The organism is Pseudarthrobacter sp. NPDC059871 (genome assembly GCF_042731175.1).
GTDB lineage: Bacteria > Actinomycetota > Actinomycetes > Actinomycetales > Micrococcaceae > Arthrobacter.
This window is the reverse complement of sequence record NZ_JBHWJV010000002.1, coordinates 94,201-113,351: the sequence shown is the minus strand read 5'-3', so window position 1 is coordinate 113,351 and position 19,151 is coordinate 94,201. Positions and strand designations below refer to the sequence as shown.

At 65.6% G+C, this 19,151-nt stretch carries 15 protein-coding genes; 9 read left to right on the top strand and 6 right to left on the bottom strand.

Annotation, left to right across the window (positions count from 1 at the left end):
• Positions 1 to 16 precede the first annotated feature (16 nt).
• Positions 17 to 1,702: a carboxyltransferase domain-containing protein gene (locus tag ACFV4R_RS03220; protein WP_377201012.1), complete on the top strand. Its 1,686-nt coding sequence runs from the start codon at positions 17 to 19 to the stop codon at positions 1,700 to 1,702.
• Positions 1,702 to 3,477, top strand: a complete 1,776-nt coding sequence (locus tag ACFV4R_RS03215; RefSeq protein WP_377201011.1) for a biotin carboxylase N-terminal domain-containing protein — start codon at positions 1,702 to 1,704, stop codon at positions 3,475 to 3,477. The genes ACFV4R_RS03220 and ACFV4R_RS03215 overlap by 1 nt, the downstream gene beginning before the upstream one ends.
• 21 nt (positions 3,478 to 3,498) lie before the next feature.
• Here ACFV4R_RS03215 and ACFV4R_RS03210 read toward each other — a convergent pair whose 3' ends face one another.
• The gene (locus ACFV4R_RS03210) at positions 3,499 to 4,485 is read right to left on the bottom strand and encodes an aldo/keto reductase (protein ID WP_377201010.1); all 987 of its coding nucleotides are present in this window, start codon (positions 4,483 to 4,485) and stop codon (positions 3,499 to 3,501) included.
• Between the two features lie 99 nt (positions 4,486 to 4,584).
• Positions 4,585 to 5,106: a hypothetical protein gene (locus ACFV4R_RS03205; protein ID WP_377201009.1), complete on the bottom strand. Its 522-nt coding sequence runs from the start codon at positions 5,104 to 5,106 to the stop codon at positions 4,585 to 4,587.
• Between the two features lie 357 nt (positions 5,107 to 5,463).
• On the opposite strand from ACFV4R_RS03205, the gene ACFV4R_RS03200 reads away from it, so the two are divergent.
• Both ACFV4R_RS03200 and ACFV4R_RS03195 read left to right on the top strand, forming a co-directional pair.
• The gene (locus tag ACFV4R_RS03200) at positions 5,464 to 6,507 is read left to right on the top strand and encodes a hypothetical protein (RefSeq protein WP_377201008.1); all 1,044 of its coding nucleotides are present in this window, start codon (positions 5,464 to 5,466) and stop codon (positions 6,505 to 6,507) included.
• A gap of 93 nt (positions 6,508 to 6,600) precedes the next feature.
• Positions 6,601 to 8,043: a DUF320 domain-containing protein gene (locus tag ACFV4R_RS03195; RefSeq protein WP_377201007.1), complete on the top strand. Its 1,443-nt coding sequence runs from the start codon at positions 6,601 to 6,603 to the stop codon at positions 8,041 to 8,043.
• A gap of 109 nt (positions 8,044 to 8,152) precedes the next feature.
• On the opposite strand, the gene ACFV4R_RS03190 is transcribed toward ACFV4R_RS03195, so the two are convergent.
• The 4 genes from ACFV4R_RS03190 to ACFV4R_RS03175 form a co-directional block, all read right to left on the bottom strand.
• A complete protein-coding gene (locus tag ACFV4R_RS03190; RefSeq protein WP_377201006.1) occupies positions 8,153 to 9,079 on the bottom strand; it encodes an aldose 1-epimerase family protein in 927 nt (308 codons plus the stop codon).
• The gene (locus ACFV4R_RS03185) at positions 9,076 to 10,698 is read right to left on the bottom strand and encodes a xylulokinase (RefSeq protein WP_377201005.1); all 1,623 of its coding nucleotides are present in this window, start codon (positions 10,696 to 10,698) and stop codon (positions 9,076 to 9,078) included. The genes ACFV4R_RS03190 and ACFV4R_RS03185 overlap by 4 nt, the downstream gene beginning before the upstream one ends.
• Positions 10,699 to 10,923: 225 nt before the next feature.
• Complete coding sequence (locus ACFV4R_RS03180) at positions 10,924 to 11,562, bottom strand: hypothetical protein (protein ID WP_377201004.1); 639 nt, start codon at positions 11,560 to 11,562, stop codon at positions 10,924 to 10,926.
• Positions 11,563 to 12,086: 524 nt separating this feature from the next.
• Positions 12,087 to 12,719, bottom strand: a complete 633-nt coding sequence (locus ACFV4R_RS03175; RefSeq protein WP_377201003.1) for a flavin reductase family protein — start codon at positions 12,717 to 12,719, stop codon at positions 12,087 to 12,089.
• 172 nt (positions 12,720 to 12,891) lie between these two features.
• Between ACFV4R_RS03175 and ACFV4R_RS03170 the strand changes: the two genes are divergently transcribed.
• The 5 genes from ACFV4R_RS03170 to ACFV4R_RS03150 all read left to right on the top strand — a co-directional run bounded on the left by ACFV4R_RS03170 (position 12,892) and on the right by ACFV4R_RS03150 (position 18,994).
• Positions 12,892 to 13,737: an ABC transporter ATP-binding protein gene (locus ACFV4R_RS03170; protein WP_377201002.1), complete on the top strand. Its 846-nt coding sequence runs from the start codon at positions 12,892 to 12,894 to the stop codon at positions 13,735 to 13,737.
• Positions 13,738 to 13,853: 116 nt separating this feature from the next.
• On the top strand, positions 13,854 to 14,597 hold the full coding sequence (locus ACFV4R_RS03165) for an ABC transporter permease (RefSeq protein ID WP_377201001.1): 744 nt from the start codon (positions 13,854 to 13,856) through the stop codon (positions 14,595 to 14,597).
• A 34-nt stretch (positions 14,598 to 14,631) separates the two neighbouring features.
• On the top strand, positions 14,632 to 15,711 hold the full coding sequence (locus ACFV4R_RS03160) for an ABC transporter substrate-binding protein (RefSeq protein WP_377201000.1): 1,080 nt from the start codon (positions 14,632 to 14,634) through the stop codon (positions 15,709 to 15,711).
• Between the two features lie 77 nt (positions 15,712 to 15,788).
• Positions 15,789 to 17,786, top strand: coding sequence for an aconitate hydratase (locus tag ACFV4R_RS03155; protein WP_377200999.1), 1,998 nt, complete (start codon positions 15,789 to 15,791; stop codon positions 17,784 to 17,786).
• Positions 17,783 to 18,994: an MFS transporter gene (locus ACFV4R_RS03150; RefSeq protein ID WP_377200998.1), complete on the top strand. Its 1,212-nt coding sequence runs from the start codon at positions 17,783 to 17,785 to the stop codon at positions 18,992 to 18,994. The genes ACFV4R_RS03155 and ACFV4R_RS03150 overlap by 4 nt, the downstream gene beginning before the upstream one ends.
• Positions 18,995 to 19,151: the final 157 nt, after the last annotated feature.

Here is a 19,151-nt window from a genome sequence, read left to right as displayed (position 1 = left end):
GCGCGGCCCGGTCCCTATGGAAACAGTCAGTAGCCCCGCCACGGCGGCCCGTGTTTTGGCCGTCCGGCCGGTAGGCACCACGGCGGTGCTCGCCGAACTCTCCGGCCTCCACGACGTCCTGGCCCTGCAGGCCCTCTTGCTGGAGGTGCCGCTGCCCGGCCAGGTGGACGTGCTGGCCGCAGCCGAAACCGTGATGGTGAAGGCCGATTCTCCCGCAGCTGCGCGCCGGATGGCTGCCCGTTTACTGGCGATGGACCTGACGGTCCAGTCCCACGCCGAGGGCTCGCTGGTCACCATCGACACCGTGTACGACGGCGAGGACCTCGCCGAGGTGGGAAGGCTCACCGGCCTGGGGGCTGACGGAGTGGTAGCCGCCCATACGGGGCAGGTCTGGACGGTGGCCTTCGGTGGCTTCGCCCCGGGGTTCGGCTACATGGTGGGGGAAAACCAGGCCCTGGAGGTCCCGCGCCGGAGTTCACCGCGCACGGCCGTCCCTGCCGGGTCCGTGGCGCTGGCCGGCAACTATTCGGCCGTCTACCCCCGGCAGTCGCCGGGCGGTTGGCAGCTGATCGGCCGCACCGCGGCACCCATGTGGGACCTCAGCCGGGAGCAGCCGGCGCTGGCCGCTCCCGGAGACCGCGTGCAGTTCCGTGCGGTGCGCGAGCTCGTGGAGATTCCTGCCCCGCCGGCCCAAACCTCCGCGCCCGCCGGTGTACAGTCCGGGCTCCGTATCCTCTCCCCCGGGCTCCAGAGCCTGGTCCAGGATCTGGGCCGGCCCGGGCATGCGGGTCTCGGCGTGTCCTCAGCGGGTGCGCTGGACCGCGCCTCGGTGCGGCGCGCCAACCGGGTGCTCGGCAACGGCCCCTCCGCCGCCGTGATCGAAAGCGTTGCCGGCGGCCTGCGCGTCCAGGCCGTGGGCGACCAGGTACTGGCCGTCACCGGGGCGCCGTCGGCACTGACTGTGGTGACGCCGTCGTCCGCTGCCGAAACCGGTGACGCCGAAGACGGCACATGGCCCGAAGAGGTGCGCACGGTGCCCATGGCCACCGCCTTCGCCCTGCTGGACGGCGAAATCCTGACTGTGGGCGCCCCGGAGCGGGGGTTCCGCACCTACCTGGCCATCCGCGGCGGCGTGGAAGCAGAGGCCGTGCTGGGCAGCCGGTCCACTGACACCATGTCCGGAATCGGGCCGGCGCCGCTGGCCGCCGGGCAACTGCTCGGCGCCGGAGCCACCACAACATCCAACGTGGTGGGCAATCCCGAACTGCAGCCCGACTATCCGGACGCCGGGGTCACGGTGCTGGACATTGTGCCCGGTCCCCGCGATGACTGGTTTGATGCGGCGGCGCTCGAATCGCTCTGCAGCCAGGACTGGGCCGTGACTCCCCGGTCCAACCGGGTGGGCATGCGCCTGGCCGGCGAGCCGCTCCGCCGCAGCCGGGACGGTGAGCTGCCCAGTGAGGGGACCATGGCCGGCGCCCTGCAGATCCCGCCCGAAGGCCAGCCCGTGCTGTTCCTGGCGGACCACCCCATCACGGGCGGCTACCCGGTGATCGGCGTGGTGGCGGACTACCACCTGGATCTCGCCGCGCAGGTTCCGGTGGGCGGCTCCATCCGGTTCCGCTGGGCGCCCGGGCTGGCTGCTTCGGCTGATACCTCCCCCAACCATTCCCACGATTCCCAAGACGAAGTGAGCAACTGATGCGCAAGGTCCTCATCGCCAACCGAGGAGAAATCGCTGTCCGCATCGCCCGGGCCTGCGAGGACGCCGGGCTCGAATCCGTAGCGGTCTACGCGGACGTGGACGCCGATGCCATGCACGTGGATGCCGCCACCGAGGCCTACAGCCTGGGCGGGAACGCGCCGTCGGAGACGTACCTGGACGTCGCCAAACTGCTGGGCGTTGCCGCCGAGTCCGGAGCGGACGCCGTGCACCCCGGCTACGGCTTCCTGTCCGAGAACGCCGGTTTCGCGGAAGCGGTCATCGGCGCCGGGCTGACGTGGATCGGCCCCAGCCCGGAGGCCATCCGGCAGCTGGGTAACAAGATCACGGCGCGGGAGATTGCCGTGCGCGCCGGGGCGCCGCTGGTGGCCGGCAGCGGCGGTCCGGTGGACTCGGCCGCTGAGGCCCGTGCCTTCGCCGAGGAACACGGCCTGCCCATCGCCATTAAGGCTGCCTTCGGTGGCGGCGGGCGCGGGCTGAAAGTGGTCCGGGAAATGGGACAGGTGGAGGAGGCGTTCGACTCCGCAGTCCGCGAGGCAGTGGTGGCATTCGGCCGCGGCGAATGCTTTGTGGAGCGCTACCTGGACCGGCCCCGGCACGTGGAAGCACAGGTCCTGGCAGACCAGCACGGCAACGTGGTGGTCGTGGGGACCCGGGACTGCTCGCTGCAGCGCCGGCACCAGAAACTCGTGGAAGAGGCCCCCGCCCCGTTCCTCACCGAGGGCCAGACCCGCCAGATTTACGACGCCGCCAAGGCAGTCTGCCGCGAAGCCTCCTATGCGGGGGCCGGGACCGTCGAATTCCTGGTGGCCGCCGACGGCACCGTCGCCTTCCTCGAGGTGAACACCCGCCTGCAGGTGGAGCACCCCATCACCGAGGAAACCACCGGCATCGACCTGGTCCAGGAGCAGTTCCGGATTGCCGCGGGCGAACCGCTCCGCTGGGACGCCGATCCGTCGCCGCGGGGGCACGCTTTCGAATTCCGGCTGAATGCCGAGGACGTGGGGCGCGGCTTCCTGCCGTCACCCGGGACCGTTACGGCCTTCAGCGGCCCCACCGGCCCGGGAATCCGCCTCGATTCCGGGGTCCGTGCAGGGTCCGTTGTGGCGCCGCAGTTCGATTCGCTGCTGGCCAAGCTGATCGTCACGGGCGCGGACCGGCAGCAGGCCCTCCGCCGGGCGCGGCGGGCCCTGGCCGAAATGCAGATCGGCGGCGTTGCCACTGTCCTGCCGTTCCACCGAGCCGTGGTGGAGGCGTCCGATTTCACGTCCGAAACGGGGCTCGGCATCCACACACGGTGGATCGAAACGGACTTCGCCGAGACCATCGGCGCGGACCCGGAGTTCGGCACGTCCGTCCCGGACGGTGAGCGGCGCACCATCACCGTTGACGTGGACGGCCGGCGCCTCGCCGTCGGGCTGCCCGCAGCACTGCTGGACGGCTGGGCGCGTTCCGGCGGCCCGGTTCCCGCGGGCGTCACCCCGGTGGGCGGCCCCTTCGGCGCGGAGCACGACGGCGGCACTGCCGCAGGTGCCGCGGCCCCGGGTGAGTTGCGCGCGGACATGGCAGGGACTGTGGTGAAGTGGCTGGTCGAGCCGGGCGCCGAGGTGGCGGCCGGGGATCCCGTCGTCGTCCTTGAAGCGATGAAGATGGAAACCCAGGTCACCGCCCACCGCGCCGGCACCCTTGGCGACGTGCGGGTGGATGCCGGCGGCGTGGTCACCGCGGGTGGCGTGCTGGCGCTGATCTCCTGATGGTTTGGGGCGCCCTGCAGGTCAGAGGTTGACCATCTTCATGCCGTTCTCGTCGTAGCGGTCCCCGGCTACGCCGAGCTTGCGGGTGAGGCCGTTCAGGTCCGCCACGTCGTCGGCGGAGAGCGCCACGGCGGTGGCGGCAGCGTTTTCGTCGATCCGTTCGCGGCGGCGGGTACCCGGGATGGGGGCGATGAAGGGGTGCTGCGCCAGCAGCCATGCCAGGGCCACCTGGCCGGCGGTTGCCCCGCGGGCATCGGCGAGCGCGCGGACGTGGTCCACGAGTGCCTGGTTTGCGGCGAGGTTGTCGCCCTGGAACCGCGGGATGCGGGAGCGGATTTCGTCCGGGGCGAAGGTGCTGCCGGCCGGCACGGTTCCGGTGAGGAAGCCTTTGCCCAGCGGGCTGAACGGCACGAACCCAATGCCCAGCTCGGCAAGCGTGGGGAGGACCTCGGCTTCGGGGTCGCGGGTCCACAGCGAATACTCGGACTGGACGGCTGTCACGGGGAACTCGGCGTGCGCGCGGCGGATGGTGCCGGCTCCTGCTTCGGAGAGCCCGAAATGTTTGACCTTGCCCTCGGCAACCAGCTCACCCACGGCGCCGGCCACTTCCTCGATGGGCACCGCAGGGTCCACGCGGTGCTGGTAGAACAGGTCGATGGATTCGATGCCCAGGCGGCGCAGCGATCCTTCGGCAACCCGCCGGATCTGCTCGGGGCGGGAATCGGTGCCCTGCATCCGCCCGTCCACGATGTTCCAGCCGAACTTCGTGGCCACCTGCACCTTGTCGCGGATGGGTGCGATCGCCTCGCCCACGAGTTCCTCGTTGACGTAGGGGCCGTAGACCTCGGCGGTGTCGATGAACGTGACGCCCTGGTCCACGGCGTACCGGATCACGTCGATCATGTCGTCGCGGCCGCCGGGGTTGGGGCCGTAGCTCTGGGACATCCCCATCGCGCCGAAGCCGATCGCGGATACCTCGAAACCCTGCCCAAGTGTCCTGGTGTGCATGGTGGTCCTTTCATTGCAGGTGATGGCTTCTATGCAACACCGGTTCGCCGCTGGGCGGCAGTGACTGCCGGTCAGGGTACTGCCAGTACCTCCCTGGGGTCACCGGGGCCGGCGTTTACCGGGGATCAGGCCGGCCAGTGACGACAGGCCAAAGATGGAGCACAGCATCCCCGCAAAGCCGGCAAACCCGTCGCCTGAGGACCCCGTCAGAAGAAGGACTCCGAGGGTGAGCCCGGCGGCTCCCCCGCCAAAACGCCACGCACGCCGTGCATTGATGTTCGGCTCATATCTCGACACCCCGTACTTCCTGGGCGTTCCCGTGCGATTCGCCTGCGGGTACGGGTCGGTGGCTGCTGGACCCTCAACCACATAGCCGGCCTCGTCCACCCATTGGCCCGTTCCGATCTCGGGGCAATGCGCGTGCACGCTCTCATCCACGCCGGCGAAGTCTGCGGGATGGCCCCGGTACATCACCGCGGAAAGCTCCACGCCGAAATCCACGTGCCCATCCGCCCAGTAGGCGTCATAGCGGACCAGCCGCCGGGGACGGTGCCGCCACCTTGAGGGCCGCATAAAGGCGGTCGCCCGGACGGCCACCGGGTATTTTGTGGGTTCAGGCATGGATCGATAGTTGCACAACCGAACCTCACTGTCCGCCATCCATGGGTTGCGCGTCCGAGCCCGGCGGGCCGCCGTCGTACGGGCAGGGATTTCGAGCGCGCAACTCGCTCCCAGCCAATCTCAAGGTTTCCCCTGCAATGTTGGTTCCGGAACTTCGGCCAACCGCTATTTGGCCGGAGTTTCGCCAATTTCCGGCCCTGTTGATTGCCTGCCTCCATCGAGCGTGACCCTTCGATGCCCGTCGTTTTTCCAAAGTTGCCTATCGTTTAGTTTCTCCAATTGCTGGACAGGCTTCGGTTTGGGTGGTTAGGGTTTTAACCATTGCTTGGCAATGATCTCTGGGGGGAGGCGATCTAAGTGCAGTCACGGCACCACATCTGGGCGTTTCTTCGCCCCGTCCTTCTCGCCGCAGCCGCAGCCACTTCCTGGATCGTTTTCTCCGCCCTTGGGGCATCTGCCGATTCCGGCTCTTCCCACAGCTCCCCGGCAGGCAAGTCCCTCGTTGGCACTGTCGGTTCCTCGCTCAATGCAGTCACCAGCCATGCCACCGGCCAGGCCAAAGATGTTCTGGCCCCGGTGAAGGCAGCGGTCAACGGCGGGCTGGCCGAATCCCCTTCTTCCTCCGTTGCTTCGCTTGTACCGGCACCGTCCCTGACTCCTGTGGTTCACGAGGTGGCGGGTCTTGCCGATGAAGTGGCCCAAAACGTCCCGGTCGTGAAAAAGCTCGTGCCCGTCGGCACCGTTTCGGCAGTCACGAATCCTGTTGTTCGCACGGTTGACGGGGCCGCAAATTCAGCTGTTGGCACCGTCACCAACGTCGCAACCACTGTCCTTGAACCACTGGACCCGGTTCTGGCTCCCGTCACCGGGACCGTGCCGGTGCCCGTGATAACCCCGGAGCTTCCGACGCTCCCAGCCGTTCCGCCTGCTGCCCAGCCGGTTGCTGCGGACCCCGCTACTTCATCACCGCAGCCTTCGGCGCTGCCGGCCGTCGACGGTGCTTCCCCAAACGACGCGTCCCCAGATGCTGCGGCGGCCCAGGAATCGGCCGCATCGGTACCGGCAATGGCGGATTCACCCGTTGAGCTGTCTGATCCAGCACGCGCCCACGGAAGCAGCCTTTTCCGTGGCCTGCCAGTGCAACTGCCCACACCTTCGGCGTCCAGCCCGGAAAGCCCTGCCGGCCCCGCGCCCTTTGAAGCACCTGCTGAACCGCAGCCAGTTGCTCCGGCGACCACCACCGGCGGGGCAGGCGCATCCAACGGCAACGCACCGGTCCAGCCAGCCTGGGTGGACGCCCACCACTTCTTCCTCCCTGAGCCCGGATCGGCCAGGATTCAGGGCAGTTTGCTCAATGCCCCTGCGCCGGTGTCCTTTGACCCCGGATCTTCACCTGATTAGTTGCGGCCACCCCCGCGTCGTTTGACACGGGACACGAGCCAACGTTTTAGGGCTAAGCAGTATGCCCCAACCAACTTTCAGGAGAGAACTCCCATGTCACATCGCAACATCCGCAGATGCCTTCTGGGCACCGCATTCGCAGGTGGCCTCTTGGCCTTTGGCGGCGTCGCCGCCAACGCTGCCGACACTACGTCCGGCACCGACGGGCTGCTGTCCGGCACCCAGGTGGTGGCGCCCATCAGCATTCCGGTCAACCTTGGTGCCACTTCCGTGGGCCTCCTGGGCGATTCGAGCGCCAGCACGCAAAGCGCCGGTAGCGGCGCGCCCGCAGCGGCACCAGCGCAGGCAGCCGGCGCTGAAACGAGCGGTGCCGACGGCGTCGCCTCCGGAACCCAGGTCATCGCGCCAATCACCGTCCCGGTGAACCTCGGCGCCACATCCCTTGGGCTGGTGGGCGATTCAGCAGCAACTACCCAGACGGCGGGCGCGCCCGCACCGGCACCCGCGGTGGTGCCGGCAGCTTCGACAGACGGCAGCAACGGCATCGCGTCCGGAACCCAGGTCGTCGCGCCGGTGACCGTTCCGATCACTATCGGTGCCACGTCCGCGGGCGTCATCGGCGACTCGGCAGCGGGCCTCCAAAACCCGGCTGCCGCGGCACCCAGCCCGGCTCCGGCGTCGTCCGCCCCCTCCGAGGTGAGCACAAGCGGCGATGACAGCGTCGCATCCGGGACCCAGATCGTCGCGCCGGTCACGGCTCCAATCAACCTCGGTGCTACCTCGGCAGGCATCCTGGGCGACTCGGCAGCGGCAATCGAGGGCCCGGGAGCCACGGGCAGCGCGCCAGCGGGCGGGCAAGCTCCGGCAACCACCAGCGGTGCGGAAGGTGTTCTTTCCGGAACGCAGGTTCTTGCCCCGGTCACCGCCCCCATCAGCTTGGGGGCCACGTCCCTGGGTCTGGTTGGGGACTCGGCAGCCGCAGTTGAAGGCTCCGGCCCCATCGGCACCACCACGGTGCCTGCAGCGCCGGTCACCACTACCGGAGCGGACGGGCTCCTTTCCGGAACCCAGATTGTCACGCCCATCACCCTGCCCATCTCGCTGGGCGCCACCTCCGTTGGCGTGATCGGTGACTCCACTGCCACGGTGGTTACCCCTCCAGTGGTTGCCCCGCCGGTGGTGACTCCCCCGGTTGTCACCCCGCCCGTTGTCACGCCCCCGGTAGTAACCCCGCCTGTTGTCACCCCGCCGGTAGTGACTCCTCCCGTGGTTACCCCACCCGTAGTCACGCCGCCGGTGGTTACTCCCCCGGCAGTGACTACGCCGGTGGTGAACCCTCCGGCCACTGCAGTTCAGCCCGCGGCCGTTTCTGCTGAGACCCGTACCCCAGCAGCCGCACCGGCCGCCATTGGCAGCTCCTCCGCTCCGATGGCACTGGCACACACCGGCGCGAACACCGGCCTGCTGGCTACCGGAATACTGCTCCTGGCCTTTTGCGGGCTGGTGATGCTCGGGCTGCGCCGGAAGCGGGCCTGACCCTCAGCCGGTTAGCTGCAGCACCAGGAGTGAACCACCGGCTCCTGGTGCTGCAGCGGCGTGCCACCCACATGGCTGTCTTTCCGTCCGCGGGCGTTCGCAGCCGGGATCAGACCGCGAAAATGCCCCACGATGCCGTGCAGGCGGCCCCCGGCTCCAGCCGGATGAGGTCCACACCGCTGTTGAACGCATCGGGCGGGCATGTCATGGGTTCCACAGCGACACCCAGCCGGTTCGGGAACGGCGGCTTTTTGTCCGCGGTGTGAATCTGGAGCCACCGGCACGTACGGTCCCAGGACATTCCCACGCCGGTGCCGGTTGGGTCGTGGACCAGCACGCGGGCCTGCCCGCCGTCGTCGAATTCAATGTCCGTGAACGCGAGGTCAATCTCCGTCGCGCCGATGGCGCGGGAGCTGCGGAAATCGAACTCATGGCCATCCACGCTGAGCACTTCCTTCGGCAGGAGCCGGTCCGGCGTTACGTCCAGGAAGGATCCCGCAGGGACCTCCAACGTCCACTCATTGAGCGGCGACGGGCCCGCCAGCAGGTAGGGGTGCGGACATATCCCATACGGTGCCGTCGTGCTGCCGAGGTTCTCCGCGGAGACCGTCATGCGGAGCCCGTCTGCCCCAAGCAGGTATACGACGACGACACGCAACTCATGCGGATACCCCGCCGTCCGCCCCAGCGAGCAGGAGAGTTTTACGGATGCTTCGTCGTGCGACTCCAGCGCCCACTCAAGCGGGAACACCAGTCCGTGCAGGGCACAGCCACGGTCGGCTTCGTTGACCGGCACCTCGTAGTCTGCACCATCAAACGAGTACCGGCCGTCAGCGATCCGATTGGGCCACGGGGCAGCGATGACGCCGCGGTAATCCGGGATGGGGCCGCCTTCCGGGAACGGGACAATCAGGTCCCGCTTCCGGTGGCGGAGCTCCCGCAGGGCGCCCGCCCGTGCAGTAACTGCGGCGGTGTACTCCCCTGCCCGGATCCTGTACTCGGTCACAGTCCGGCCAGTCTGTAGATGGCCGGTCATGGGGTGGCTCCGTTGAGCGTGAGGCTGTCGATCGCGGCCCGCTGCACTGCCAGGCCCGCGCTGTAACGGTCGAGGTAGGCGCTGAAGCCGGCTGCGTCGTCGGGACGGGGGTCCGTGGTCTCGAATTCCGCGTCGCCGAAGACGGATGTGCGGAGGAAGTGGTCGAGGTCGTCCGATGGGTCGCTGACGAAGGCTGAGAGCACGGCTATCCCCCATGCCCCGCCTTCGGAAGCGGATTCCGCCACTGAAACGGGCGCGTTCAGCGCGCCGGCCAGGAAGCGTTGGGCAACGCCGGCCGTTCGGAACACACCTCCGTGGGCGAACATCCGGTCGATGGTGACATTTTCGCTGGCGAGAACCCGCATCCCGAGGGCAAGTGTGGCGAACACTCCGTAAACCTGCGCACGCATGAAATTTGCGAGGGTGAAGTCGCTGCCGGGGGCACGGACAACGAGGGGACGCCCCTCGCTGAGGCCCGCGATGGGTTCGCCCGCGAGGTGGTTGTAGGCAAGGAGCCCGCCGGCATCCGCTTCCCCTTCCAGGGCCTCCTGCAGGAGCGCGCTGAACGCGGCGTCCGTGTCCACGGGAACACCTGCCGCCGCAGCGAAGCGCGTGAAAAGCTGGACCCACGCCGCGAGTTCACTGGCGCCGTTGTTGCAGTGGACCATTGCCACCGGCACACCCGCAGGTGTGGTGACGAGGTCGAGTTCGTGGTGCAGCCCGGCGAGTGGGCGCTCGAGCACCACCATCGCAAAGATGCTGGTCCCGGCGCTGACATTGCCCGTACGCGGCGCTACCGAGCACGTGGCAACCATGCCCGTTCCCGCGTCGCCCTCTGGCGGACAGAACACGGCACCCGCCTGCAGCGCCCCTGTGGGGTCAAGCAGTGCGGCACCCGCTTCAGTCAGCAGCCCGGCATTGGTACCCGCAACCAGGGCTTCAGGCAGCAGCCGCCCAACCTCCAGTCCGGGAGCGGTCCCCGCCACAAGCATGTCGTAGCGTTTCAGCAGTTCCGCGTCATAGGTGTTGGTGGCCGAATCAATGGGGAACATGCCAGATGCATCACCGATTCCAATGACTTTCCGGCCGGTAAGACGCCAATGCACGTACCCGGCGAGGGTGGTCATGAAGTCGATTTGGGAAACGTGCGGTTCCTGGTCAATTACAGCCTGGTGCAGGTGGGCTATGGACCATCGCAGCGGGATGTTGGCCTCAAAAAGAGTGGTGAGCTCCTGCGCTGCCGGTCCGGTATTCGTGTTCCGCCACGTCCGGAAAGGCACGAGCAGTTCACCGTCGGCTCCGAAGGCAAGATACCCGTGCATCATTGCAGAGATGCCGATTGATGCCAGGGCCGCGGGCCGCACGCCGTGCCTGCGCTCCGCGTCGTCCAGTAGATCCGCGTAGGCCGCCTGCAGACCGGACCATACCTCCTCGAGGGAGTAAGTCCACAAGCCATCTTCCAAGGCGTTCTCCCAGGTGAAACTTCCCACGGCAAGCACCGTCCGGGGATCATCCCCAATCAGGCAGGCCTTGATGCGGGTGGAGCCGAGCTCGATCCCCAGACGGCCACGTCCGGAACGGATGACTTCGGCCGCGGTATCGGCACCGGGAATGCTCACTGAAGGTCCTTCGACTTGTTAGCGCTAACAGAATGTATGCACCCAAACCTACTCGATCCGGAAATGAACGTCTAGAGGAGGCACCCGCATTGGGGCGGCGGCGCCTGCCGCCGCCCCGGCTTTGGACCGCCTCCTGTTGTCTTTCGCTTTTACCAAAAAATTCATCTAGGAGTGCTCTGGGCAGTCGAAGGCCCTGCTATTGGCTGACTCCTTCAGCTGTTTCCTTCAAGTCACTAGTCCATCAAGTTCTGCAATGTCGGAGAGTATCTGCTTCCGTTGCCTGGTGCGGTAGAGACCGGGGGTGAGGTGCTCACTAAGAACCAGGTTGGCTTCCAACGAATTGCGCCTGATCGCGCGGTAGAGCAGGGGAAGGTTTGCCTCGAATGCTTTGGCTGCAACTGCCGCTGACGGAACGTCTGCCGTGTTGATGGCCACCGTTGCTTCTTCCCGAATCCTGTCGAGGTTTTCTATAGCTTTGGACACCTGTGCATCAGCGTGGACGATGCGTCGCGCTATCACTCGGCGCCAAGCGTCCGTCGCTCGAGTAATCCGGGCCACCAGGTCATCGCTGTACCTGTAGTACGTCTCTTCAGAGGTAAGGATTTCTCCGGATTCGACCCGATTCCTGGCTTCTCGCATGAAGGCGTCAATGTCTTGAATCAACCGCTGGTAGAGGATTGAAAGATCGTGTGCTGCGGCCACCGCTTCGACATGAAATTCTCTCGTGGTTTCTATTTGGGCCGAATTCCACTGAATCCTGGCAGTTTGCTGGCCTAGCGAGCGGCTACTCAACACCCCGATCACTACACCCGCCAACGCGGCCACCGGAGCTACAAGCTGCAGCATCCATGAAAAATCGCTCATACCAGCACCCCCAAGATCGGTACCCCAATGGCACCGTTCCGATTATCCGCTGCCGTCCCTTCATAGCTTTGCTGCCACGCTGCCAGCCCCCTGACGACCGACACGCTCGGGCCTGTCCGAGCAACGCGATGGTCCGGTCAGCGCTGAGAGTCTGGCCGGACGATGTACATCCTCAAGGATCGAGCGCGCAGATAGTCGGTGGTCTGGGTCCCAGGGAAACGGATTCCTACCCGACGCAATCTCCATTATGGGCGTTCGAAAGAGGGGATAAGAATATACGCTCTTGGCATCAGGATGCTTCATCATGCTTACAGTCATGGAACGCCTCGAAGGCCGCAGCAGCGACCGGCTCAAACGAGGCGTAAGTCGGGATAAGGTCAATTATCGACAATATTTCCGAATGCTCATTAGAAGCGAGAATCCCCGCCTCTGGACGCGGTTTCTTATTTGAGAAGCCGAAATACGGCCTTGACGGCTAAAGTCCACGGCGTTGTGGCGGTGTTAGCGTCCATGCCGATCTCCAGTCACTCGACCTGGCTGGGGGCGCTGAAGTGTCCGGGCCAGTCTTTGGCTCGGATGCGGCGGATCTCCTGTACCGGACCGAGTGTCCCCCATTCGTTGCCCCCTAATCGGCACAGGGGTTCTAAAAGGTCAATTTGCGGATGGTCACCGTCGAGCACGCTTGTAGACACGACTGCGTGGATGACCCTGCCAAACACCAAGGTGCAGTTACCGAGCTCTAAGGTGCTGTGCAGTCTGCATTCCAGTGCCACTGGCGAATCTCTTACACGCGGAGGACTCACCAGGGTGCTCGATTCCCGGGATAGCCCCACTGCGTCGTACTCACTCGTAGCCGCATGAAAGTCAGTCCCTGTTGCATTGACCTCCTCAAGCAGCGAGGCCGGGGTGAGATTGACGACGAACTCACCCCGTGCCTGTATGTTGCGCAAAGAATCCTTCTCGCCCACTGAAGTGAACTGAACAATCGGCGGATCAACGGACGCAATGGTGTAAAAAGAGTGCGGCGCAAGGTTGTCCACGCCCTCCGCCGATGTAGTTGACACCCAGGCGATCGGCCTCGGAACAACAACCGACGTTAACAGCTGATAAAAATCCCGCGATGACATCTGTGCCGGATCAAAATCCTTCCGAGCCACGTAGCCTCCTGCTCTTTCTATCTCCACGGCCGCATACCGGAACCGGGATGGTGACCCGGAATGGTGCGGCAGCTGGTTCACACCACCCCTTGTAGTGTGACGCACGTTACTGCTAGCCTACCAACCATTATATGACCATCAACTCACAATGTGGTTAGTCGGGAGATTAGCAATGACGCAACCCTCACAGCCAGGATCATCGAATTACGCGATTGAACTGAACGGATGCACCAAGGAGTTTGTAACTCCCGGCGGTGGATCGTACTTCGCTGTCCGGGACATCAACCTCAAGGTTGAGCCGGGACAATTTGTCTCCATCGTTGGGCCCACGGGATCGGGTAAGTCCACGATCCTCAACATGGCAGCGGGACTCCTAAGTCCTTCTTCGGGCACTGCCCATAGCTTCGGTGAGCCCGTCCACGGGGTGAACCGCCGCGCCTCCTACATGTTCCAGCAGGACGCTTTGCTTCCGTGGAAGTCGGTTATCGACAACGTCAGCCTCGGCCTTACGATGGCCGGAGTTTCCAAGGCCGAAGCCTACGACGAGTCACGCCGCTGGCTCGAGAAGGTGGGTCTGAAGAACTTCGCCGACCGGTATCCCCACCAGCTCTCCGGAGGTATGCGCAAGCGCACGGCAGTTGCCCAGGCCTGGATCGTCAACCCGGACATCCTCCTCATGGACGAACCATTTTCCGCGCTCGACGTTCAGACCCGGCAGATCATGGAGAACGAACTCCTCCAGCTCTGGCAGGAATCGAACAAAGCCGTCGTTTTCATCACCCACGACCTGGACGAGGCGATCGCCCTGTCCGATGAAGTGGTCATCCTTGGGGCCGGCCCGGGCAGCACAGTCGTCGGCAGCTACCAGATCGACATCCCCCGCCCCCGGGACCTTCTTGATATCCGGGACGATCCAAAGTTCGTTGAGCTCCACAGAGAAATCTGGGGCCGCCTCAAGGTTGAAGTATCGAAGACCTATGAATCAGCACGCGAAGAGGAAGAGAGCCAGGCAGCATGACCGCGGCACCAGTTTCCAAGAACACACAACGGTCTCCTCTTCGAAAAGACCGAAGCCCGGCGGTGGTCCAGCGCCCCAGGCCCAAGCGGGGCACACCGTCTAATTTCTCAATCCGGATGGGACAGCTGGGCCTCGCCGTCATTGCCCTCGGCGCGTGGGAATTGCTGGGACGCGTTGGCGTCATCGACCCGTTCTTCTTCCCGCTCCCCTCCGACATCCTGATGACGGTGTGGGTCTGGATTTCCAGCGGCTTCGTCTTCCCGCATCTGTGGATCACCCTGCAGGAATCGATCCTGGCATTCATGACGGGTGCAGCGGCCGGCCTGGTCTTGGGCTTCCTCCTGGCGAGGGTCCGGGTCCTGGAACGGCTCCTCGACCCGTTCCTGCAGATGTTCAATGCCCTGCCCCGGGTGGTGCTGGCCCCGATCTTCCTGCTGTGGTTCGGCCTGGGGATCTGGTCAAAGGTCGCCTTCGGCTTCACTCTGGTTTTCTTCATTGTCTTCTTCAACACCCTTGAGGGTGTTAAGAGCGTGGACCGGGTCCTCGTGGACAACGCACGCATGTTGGGGGCGTCGGAGAAACAGCTCCTCCGCCACGTCTTCATCCCCAGCGCCTTGACGTGGATCTTCTCCAGCCTGCACATCAGCGTAGGTTTTGCCATCACTGGTGCAGTGGTAGGTGAATACCTCGGAGCTTCCGCCGGTGTGGGCTACGCGATCGCTCAGGCCCAGGGTGTCTTTGATACCAGGGGGGTCTTCGCCGGCATGTTCATCCTGATGTTCGTGGTCCTGATCATCGACCTCCTCGTCAACCGCCTCGAACGGCACCTTCTCAGGTGGCGCCCGGCCCGGTCCTCATAATCCATTCATCTTCACCGCCTGAAAGGGAACTCACATGACACCGAACGAAACCCGGCACCGGCGCCGGGGCCTCTTCCGCCCCCTGACCCTGCTTGCCTCCGTCGCCCTTGCCCTCTCCGCCTGCGGCGCCCCTTCGGCGGCACCGCCCGGCCAGGGCGGGACCGGCGCTGCCGGCGGCGGGGATGGCACCAAAGTGATCATCGGCGTCGGCGGACAGACGCTCCTGACGTATCTCCCCACGACGCTGGCCCAGGAACTGGGCTACTACAAGGACGAGGGCCTGAACGTGGAGCTCCAGGACCTGCAGGGCGGCTCGAAAGCGCTCACTGCAATGGTGGGCGGCAGCACCAATGTCACCAGCGGATACTACGAGCACGCCATCCAGATGCAGGCCAAGAACCAGCCCATCAAGGCATTCGTCGATATGGGCGAGTCCTCGGGCCTCGCCCTGCTCGTAGCGCCTAAGAATGAGGGCAAAATCAAGTCCATCACAGACCTCAAGGGCAAAAACGTCGGTGTGACCTCACCGGGATCCTCCACGGATATGTTCGTTAAATTCCTGCTGGCCAAGAACGGCATGCAACTGACGGATGCCGCCGTCTCGGCCATCGGCGCCGGGTCATCGGCCGTTGCCGCCGTGGAGCAGAACCAGGTGGATGCGGCAGTGATGCTTGAACCCGACATCTCCGTACTCGCAAAGCGGATCGGCCACGATCCGGTGGTGCTCGAAGACGTCCGGACGGTTGGGGGGCTGAAGGAAGTATTCGGCACCGACTCCTGGCCGTCATCATCCCTTTACGCCAAGAGCGAGTGGCTGGAACAGAACAAGGAAACCGCAGGCAAGCTCGCCAAGGCGATCAAGCGCACCCTCGAATACATCGACAGCCATTCCGGTGAGGAGATTGCCGCGGAAATGCCCGAGAAATTCGCCGGCGGGGACAAAGACCTGTACGCCAAGGTCATTGAAGACCTGAAGAAGACGCTCAGCAAAGACGGATCCTTTACCGAGGACGGCGTCCAGGCAGTACTGAAGACACAGCAGGTGGCCAACCCGGAGGTCGGGAACAACGACATCAAGGTGGCGGACACCTACACGAACGAATTCGTGAAGTAGTACCACCCGGCAGGCACGCCATCCACAACAGATGGCGTGCCTGCCGCCGCCGCATTCCTGCTTGAGGAGACCACGTCATGCCCGCAACACTGATCCACAAGATCCTGGCCAGCCATCTCGCGTCCGGCGAGCTGGCCCACGGCTCCGACATCACCATCGCCGTTGACCAGATCCTCATTGAGGACGCGACCGGAACCATGACCGCGATGCAATTCGAAATGCTCGGCATGGATTCCATCGCGGTGCCACTGGCGGTCATGTACGTCGACCACAACGTCCTGCAGATCGACGACAAGAACATGCAGGACCACCACTACCTCCGCACTTTCTGCGCCCGCTACGGACTGCGCTACTCCCCTGCCGGGCACGGCATCTCGCACTACATCCACCTCGAACACTTCTCCCGTCCGGGCCAAATCCTGCTCGGCGCAGATTCGCACACCTCAACGGCGGGCGCCTTGGGCATGTTCGCTCTCGGCGCCGGCGGCCTGGAGGTAGCCGTGGCCATGGCGGGCTACGGGTTCGACTTCGTGTGCCCGGCAGTGGTCGGCGTGGAACTGACGGGCACGCTCGGACCCGACGCCGAAGCGAAGGACGTGGTGCTCGAACTGCTGCGCCGCCACGGCGTGCGCGGCGGCCGCGGGAAAGTTTTCGAATTCTACGGCGAGGGCGTTGCTTCCCTGTCCGTCTCGGCACGCGCGACCATCTGCAACATGATCATCGAAACCGGTGCAGCCACCGCCGTCTTCCCCTCCGATGACCAGACCCGCGCGTGGCTGCGGGCCCAGCACCGCGAGGACCAGTTCATTCCCCTGACCGCCGATACGGGCGCGGCCTACGACCACGATGAGCAGCTTGATCTCTCAAGCCTCGTTCCGCTCGTGGCGCTTCCGCACTCACCGGGAAACGTCCGCCCCGTCTCCGAACTGCCGCGCACCGAGGTCGTCCAGGTATGTGTCGGTTCCTCGGTGAACAGCTCCTACGAGGACCTGGCCACGGTGGCGGCCATCCTCAAGGGACATACCGTCCATCCGTCCGTCCAGCTCACAGTGACCCCAGGGTCGCGGCAGATCCTGCAGACAATCATCGCCTCCGGTGTCTACGAGGACCTCATGGGAGCTGGGGCGCGGATGCTCGAGCCGGTGTGCGGACCCTGCGTGGGCATCGGACAGGCGCCCACGGAGGGGGCCCCGTCGCTGCGGACGTTCAACCGCAACTTCCCGGGCCGCAGCGGCACAGCCGAGGACTCCGTGTACCTGTGTTCACCGTCGACCGCTGCTGCCAGCGCATTGGAGGGCGCCATCGTGGATGCCTCCACCGTCAGCCGCGGTGAGCTCCGCCCCGCCACCGCCCCGCACCCGGAAGTCCACGACCTGCACATCACCGGGGTCCTGCCCCTTGAGGCCCGTCGCAACATCGAGATAGAGCGGGGCAGTAACCTCGTCCCCCCACCACAGCCCACACCCTTGCCGGCTGATCTGGACGCCAGGGTGCTGATCGCCGTCGGTGATGACATCTCCACCGGCGACATGGCTCCCGACGGCGCCATCGCCATGTCGGTATGGTCCAACATCGCCGTCTGCGCGCGCTTTATGTTCCGCCGCCTGGACCCTGATTTTCACGACCGCGCACTTGAGTGGGGCGGCGGTGTCATCGTCGCAGGGGAAAACTACGGGCAGGGCTCGTCGCGGGAGCACGCAGCCCTGATCCCGCTGTACCTGGGAGTCCGGGCGGTCGCTGCCCGCAGTTACGCCCGGATACACCGCCGCAATCTGATCGCCGCCGGGATTGTGCCGCTGGTCCTGCCCGCCGGGGCGCAGAACTCCACCGGGCAGCGGTGGGTCATCGGGGCACTTGCCGACGCCCTGGCCAAGGGACGCCGCTCTGTTACCGCCCGCGTGGACGGGGATACAGAGCTAACGCTCGGATTCGACTTCTCCCCGGCCGAACGCGCCGTCCTCACTGCCGGGGGCCTACTGGCCCAGGTGCGGACGGGCGGGCGGCCCATGTTGGCCGGCGACGCCGTCGTACGAGGCGGCGCTGCAGGCATTTCGCAGACCCGCTCCGCAGGGTGAAGCGGGCCGCCGTCGGACCCGCTCGAACGCCTGCGCGCCGGCCGGGACAGCGGGCCACTGCCATCGCGGCGCTGACAACCGTGGTAGCGGTGCTGCCGGTCTTTCTCGTCGGAGGGCTGGCTGTCCAGCTCGAGCAGGACCTGGGCATGGGGGCCTCAGCGCTCGGAGTCGCAGTGGCCACCTTCTGGGCTGTCTCCGCGTTGCTGTCCGCCCCGGCCGGGTATGTGGCGAGCGGAATCGGGCTCCGCCGCGGAGTTCCTCTCGCCGTCGGGCTGGGTTTTGTTGCCTTGGCCGGCATCGCGTTTGTCACGCCACACTGGACATGGCTGATCGTCTGGCTCAGTTTCGCCGGTGCCGCAAACGCCCTGGTCCACCCACTGTCGAACGGCCTGATCGTGGACCAGGTAGCACTCCGCAACCGAGCCTTCTCGTTTGGCCTCAAACAGGCCGCCATTCCAACGGCGACGCTCGTTGCCGGCCTGTCGGTCCCGGTGTTCGCTCTTACCGTGGGATGGAACTGGACTTTTGCGCTTGCAGCCCTGCTGGCGGCCGCCCTGATCCCGGCACTCCTCCGCGCCCTCCCCCGCACTGGGCCGCCCCACCGACGCTCCGGACCAGCAGCCAGGGAAAAGCTCCCCCGGAGACTGAAACCATTCCTTCTTGCTACCGCCGTGGCCAGTGCTCTCGGAGCCGGGCAGGCCAACGTCGTGGGTGCTTTCACTGTCACCATGGCAGCACAGGCCGGATTCGGCGCCACCGGTGCGGGCTTACTACTGGGCGCCGCCAGTGCGGCCGGGATCCTGGCCCGCCCGCTGGTGGGTATTGCAGCTGACCGGGGAATCGGCGGCTCGATGGCCACAGTGGCTCTCATGATGGGTGCCGGGAGCCTGGGACTGCTCGGCATGGCGTCCGGCTTCCCGATCGTCTACGCCGCCGGGGCAGTCATCGCCTTCGGCCTGGGTTGGGGCTGGAACGGGCTGGCCCACTACGTGGTCGCACGCACGGCACATCCGTACACCACCCAGGCCACCGGGATCACCCAGAGCGGAACCTACATCGGCGGAACGCTGGGGCCGTTGCTCTTCGGCATCGTTTTCTCTCAAGTCACTCCAGCTGTTGGCTGGACACTTGCAGCGGCGGTCGCAGCAGCCGGGGCGGTGGCTTCGCTGGTCGCACTCCGTTTGGAGAAGCGTCTGCGCGCCAGTTAGCTGCTGCGGACAGACGGCCGGAACCGCACGTTCGCACGGCCCATACGCAAGGGCCTCAGCCCGGTGACCATCCAACCACCCACCCCTTCACAAACAGCCACCGCATACCCAGCGATTGACTCACATGGTGGGTTTGTGCTCAGATTGTAGGTGTGTG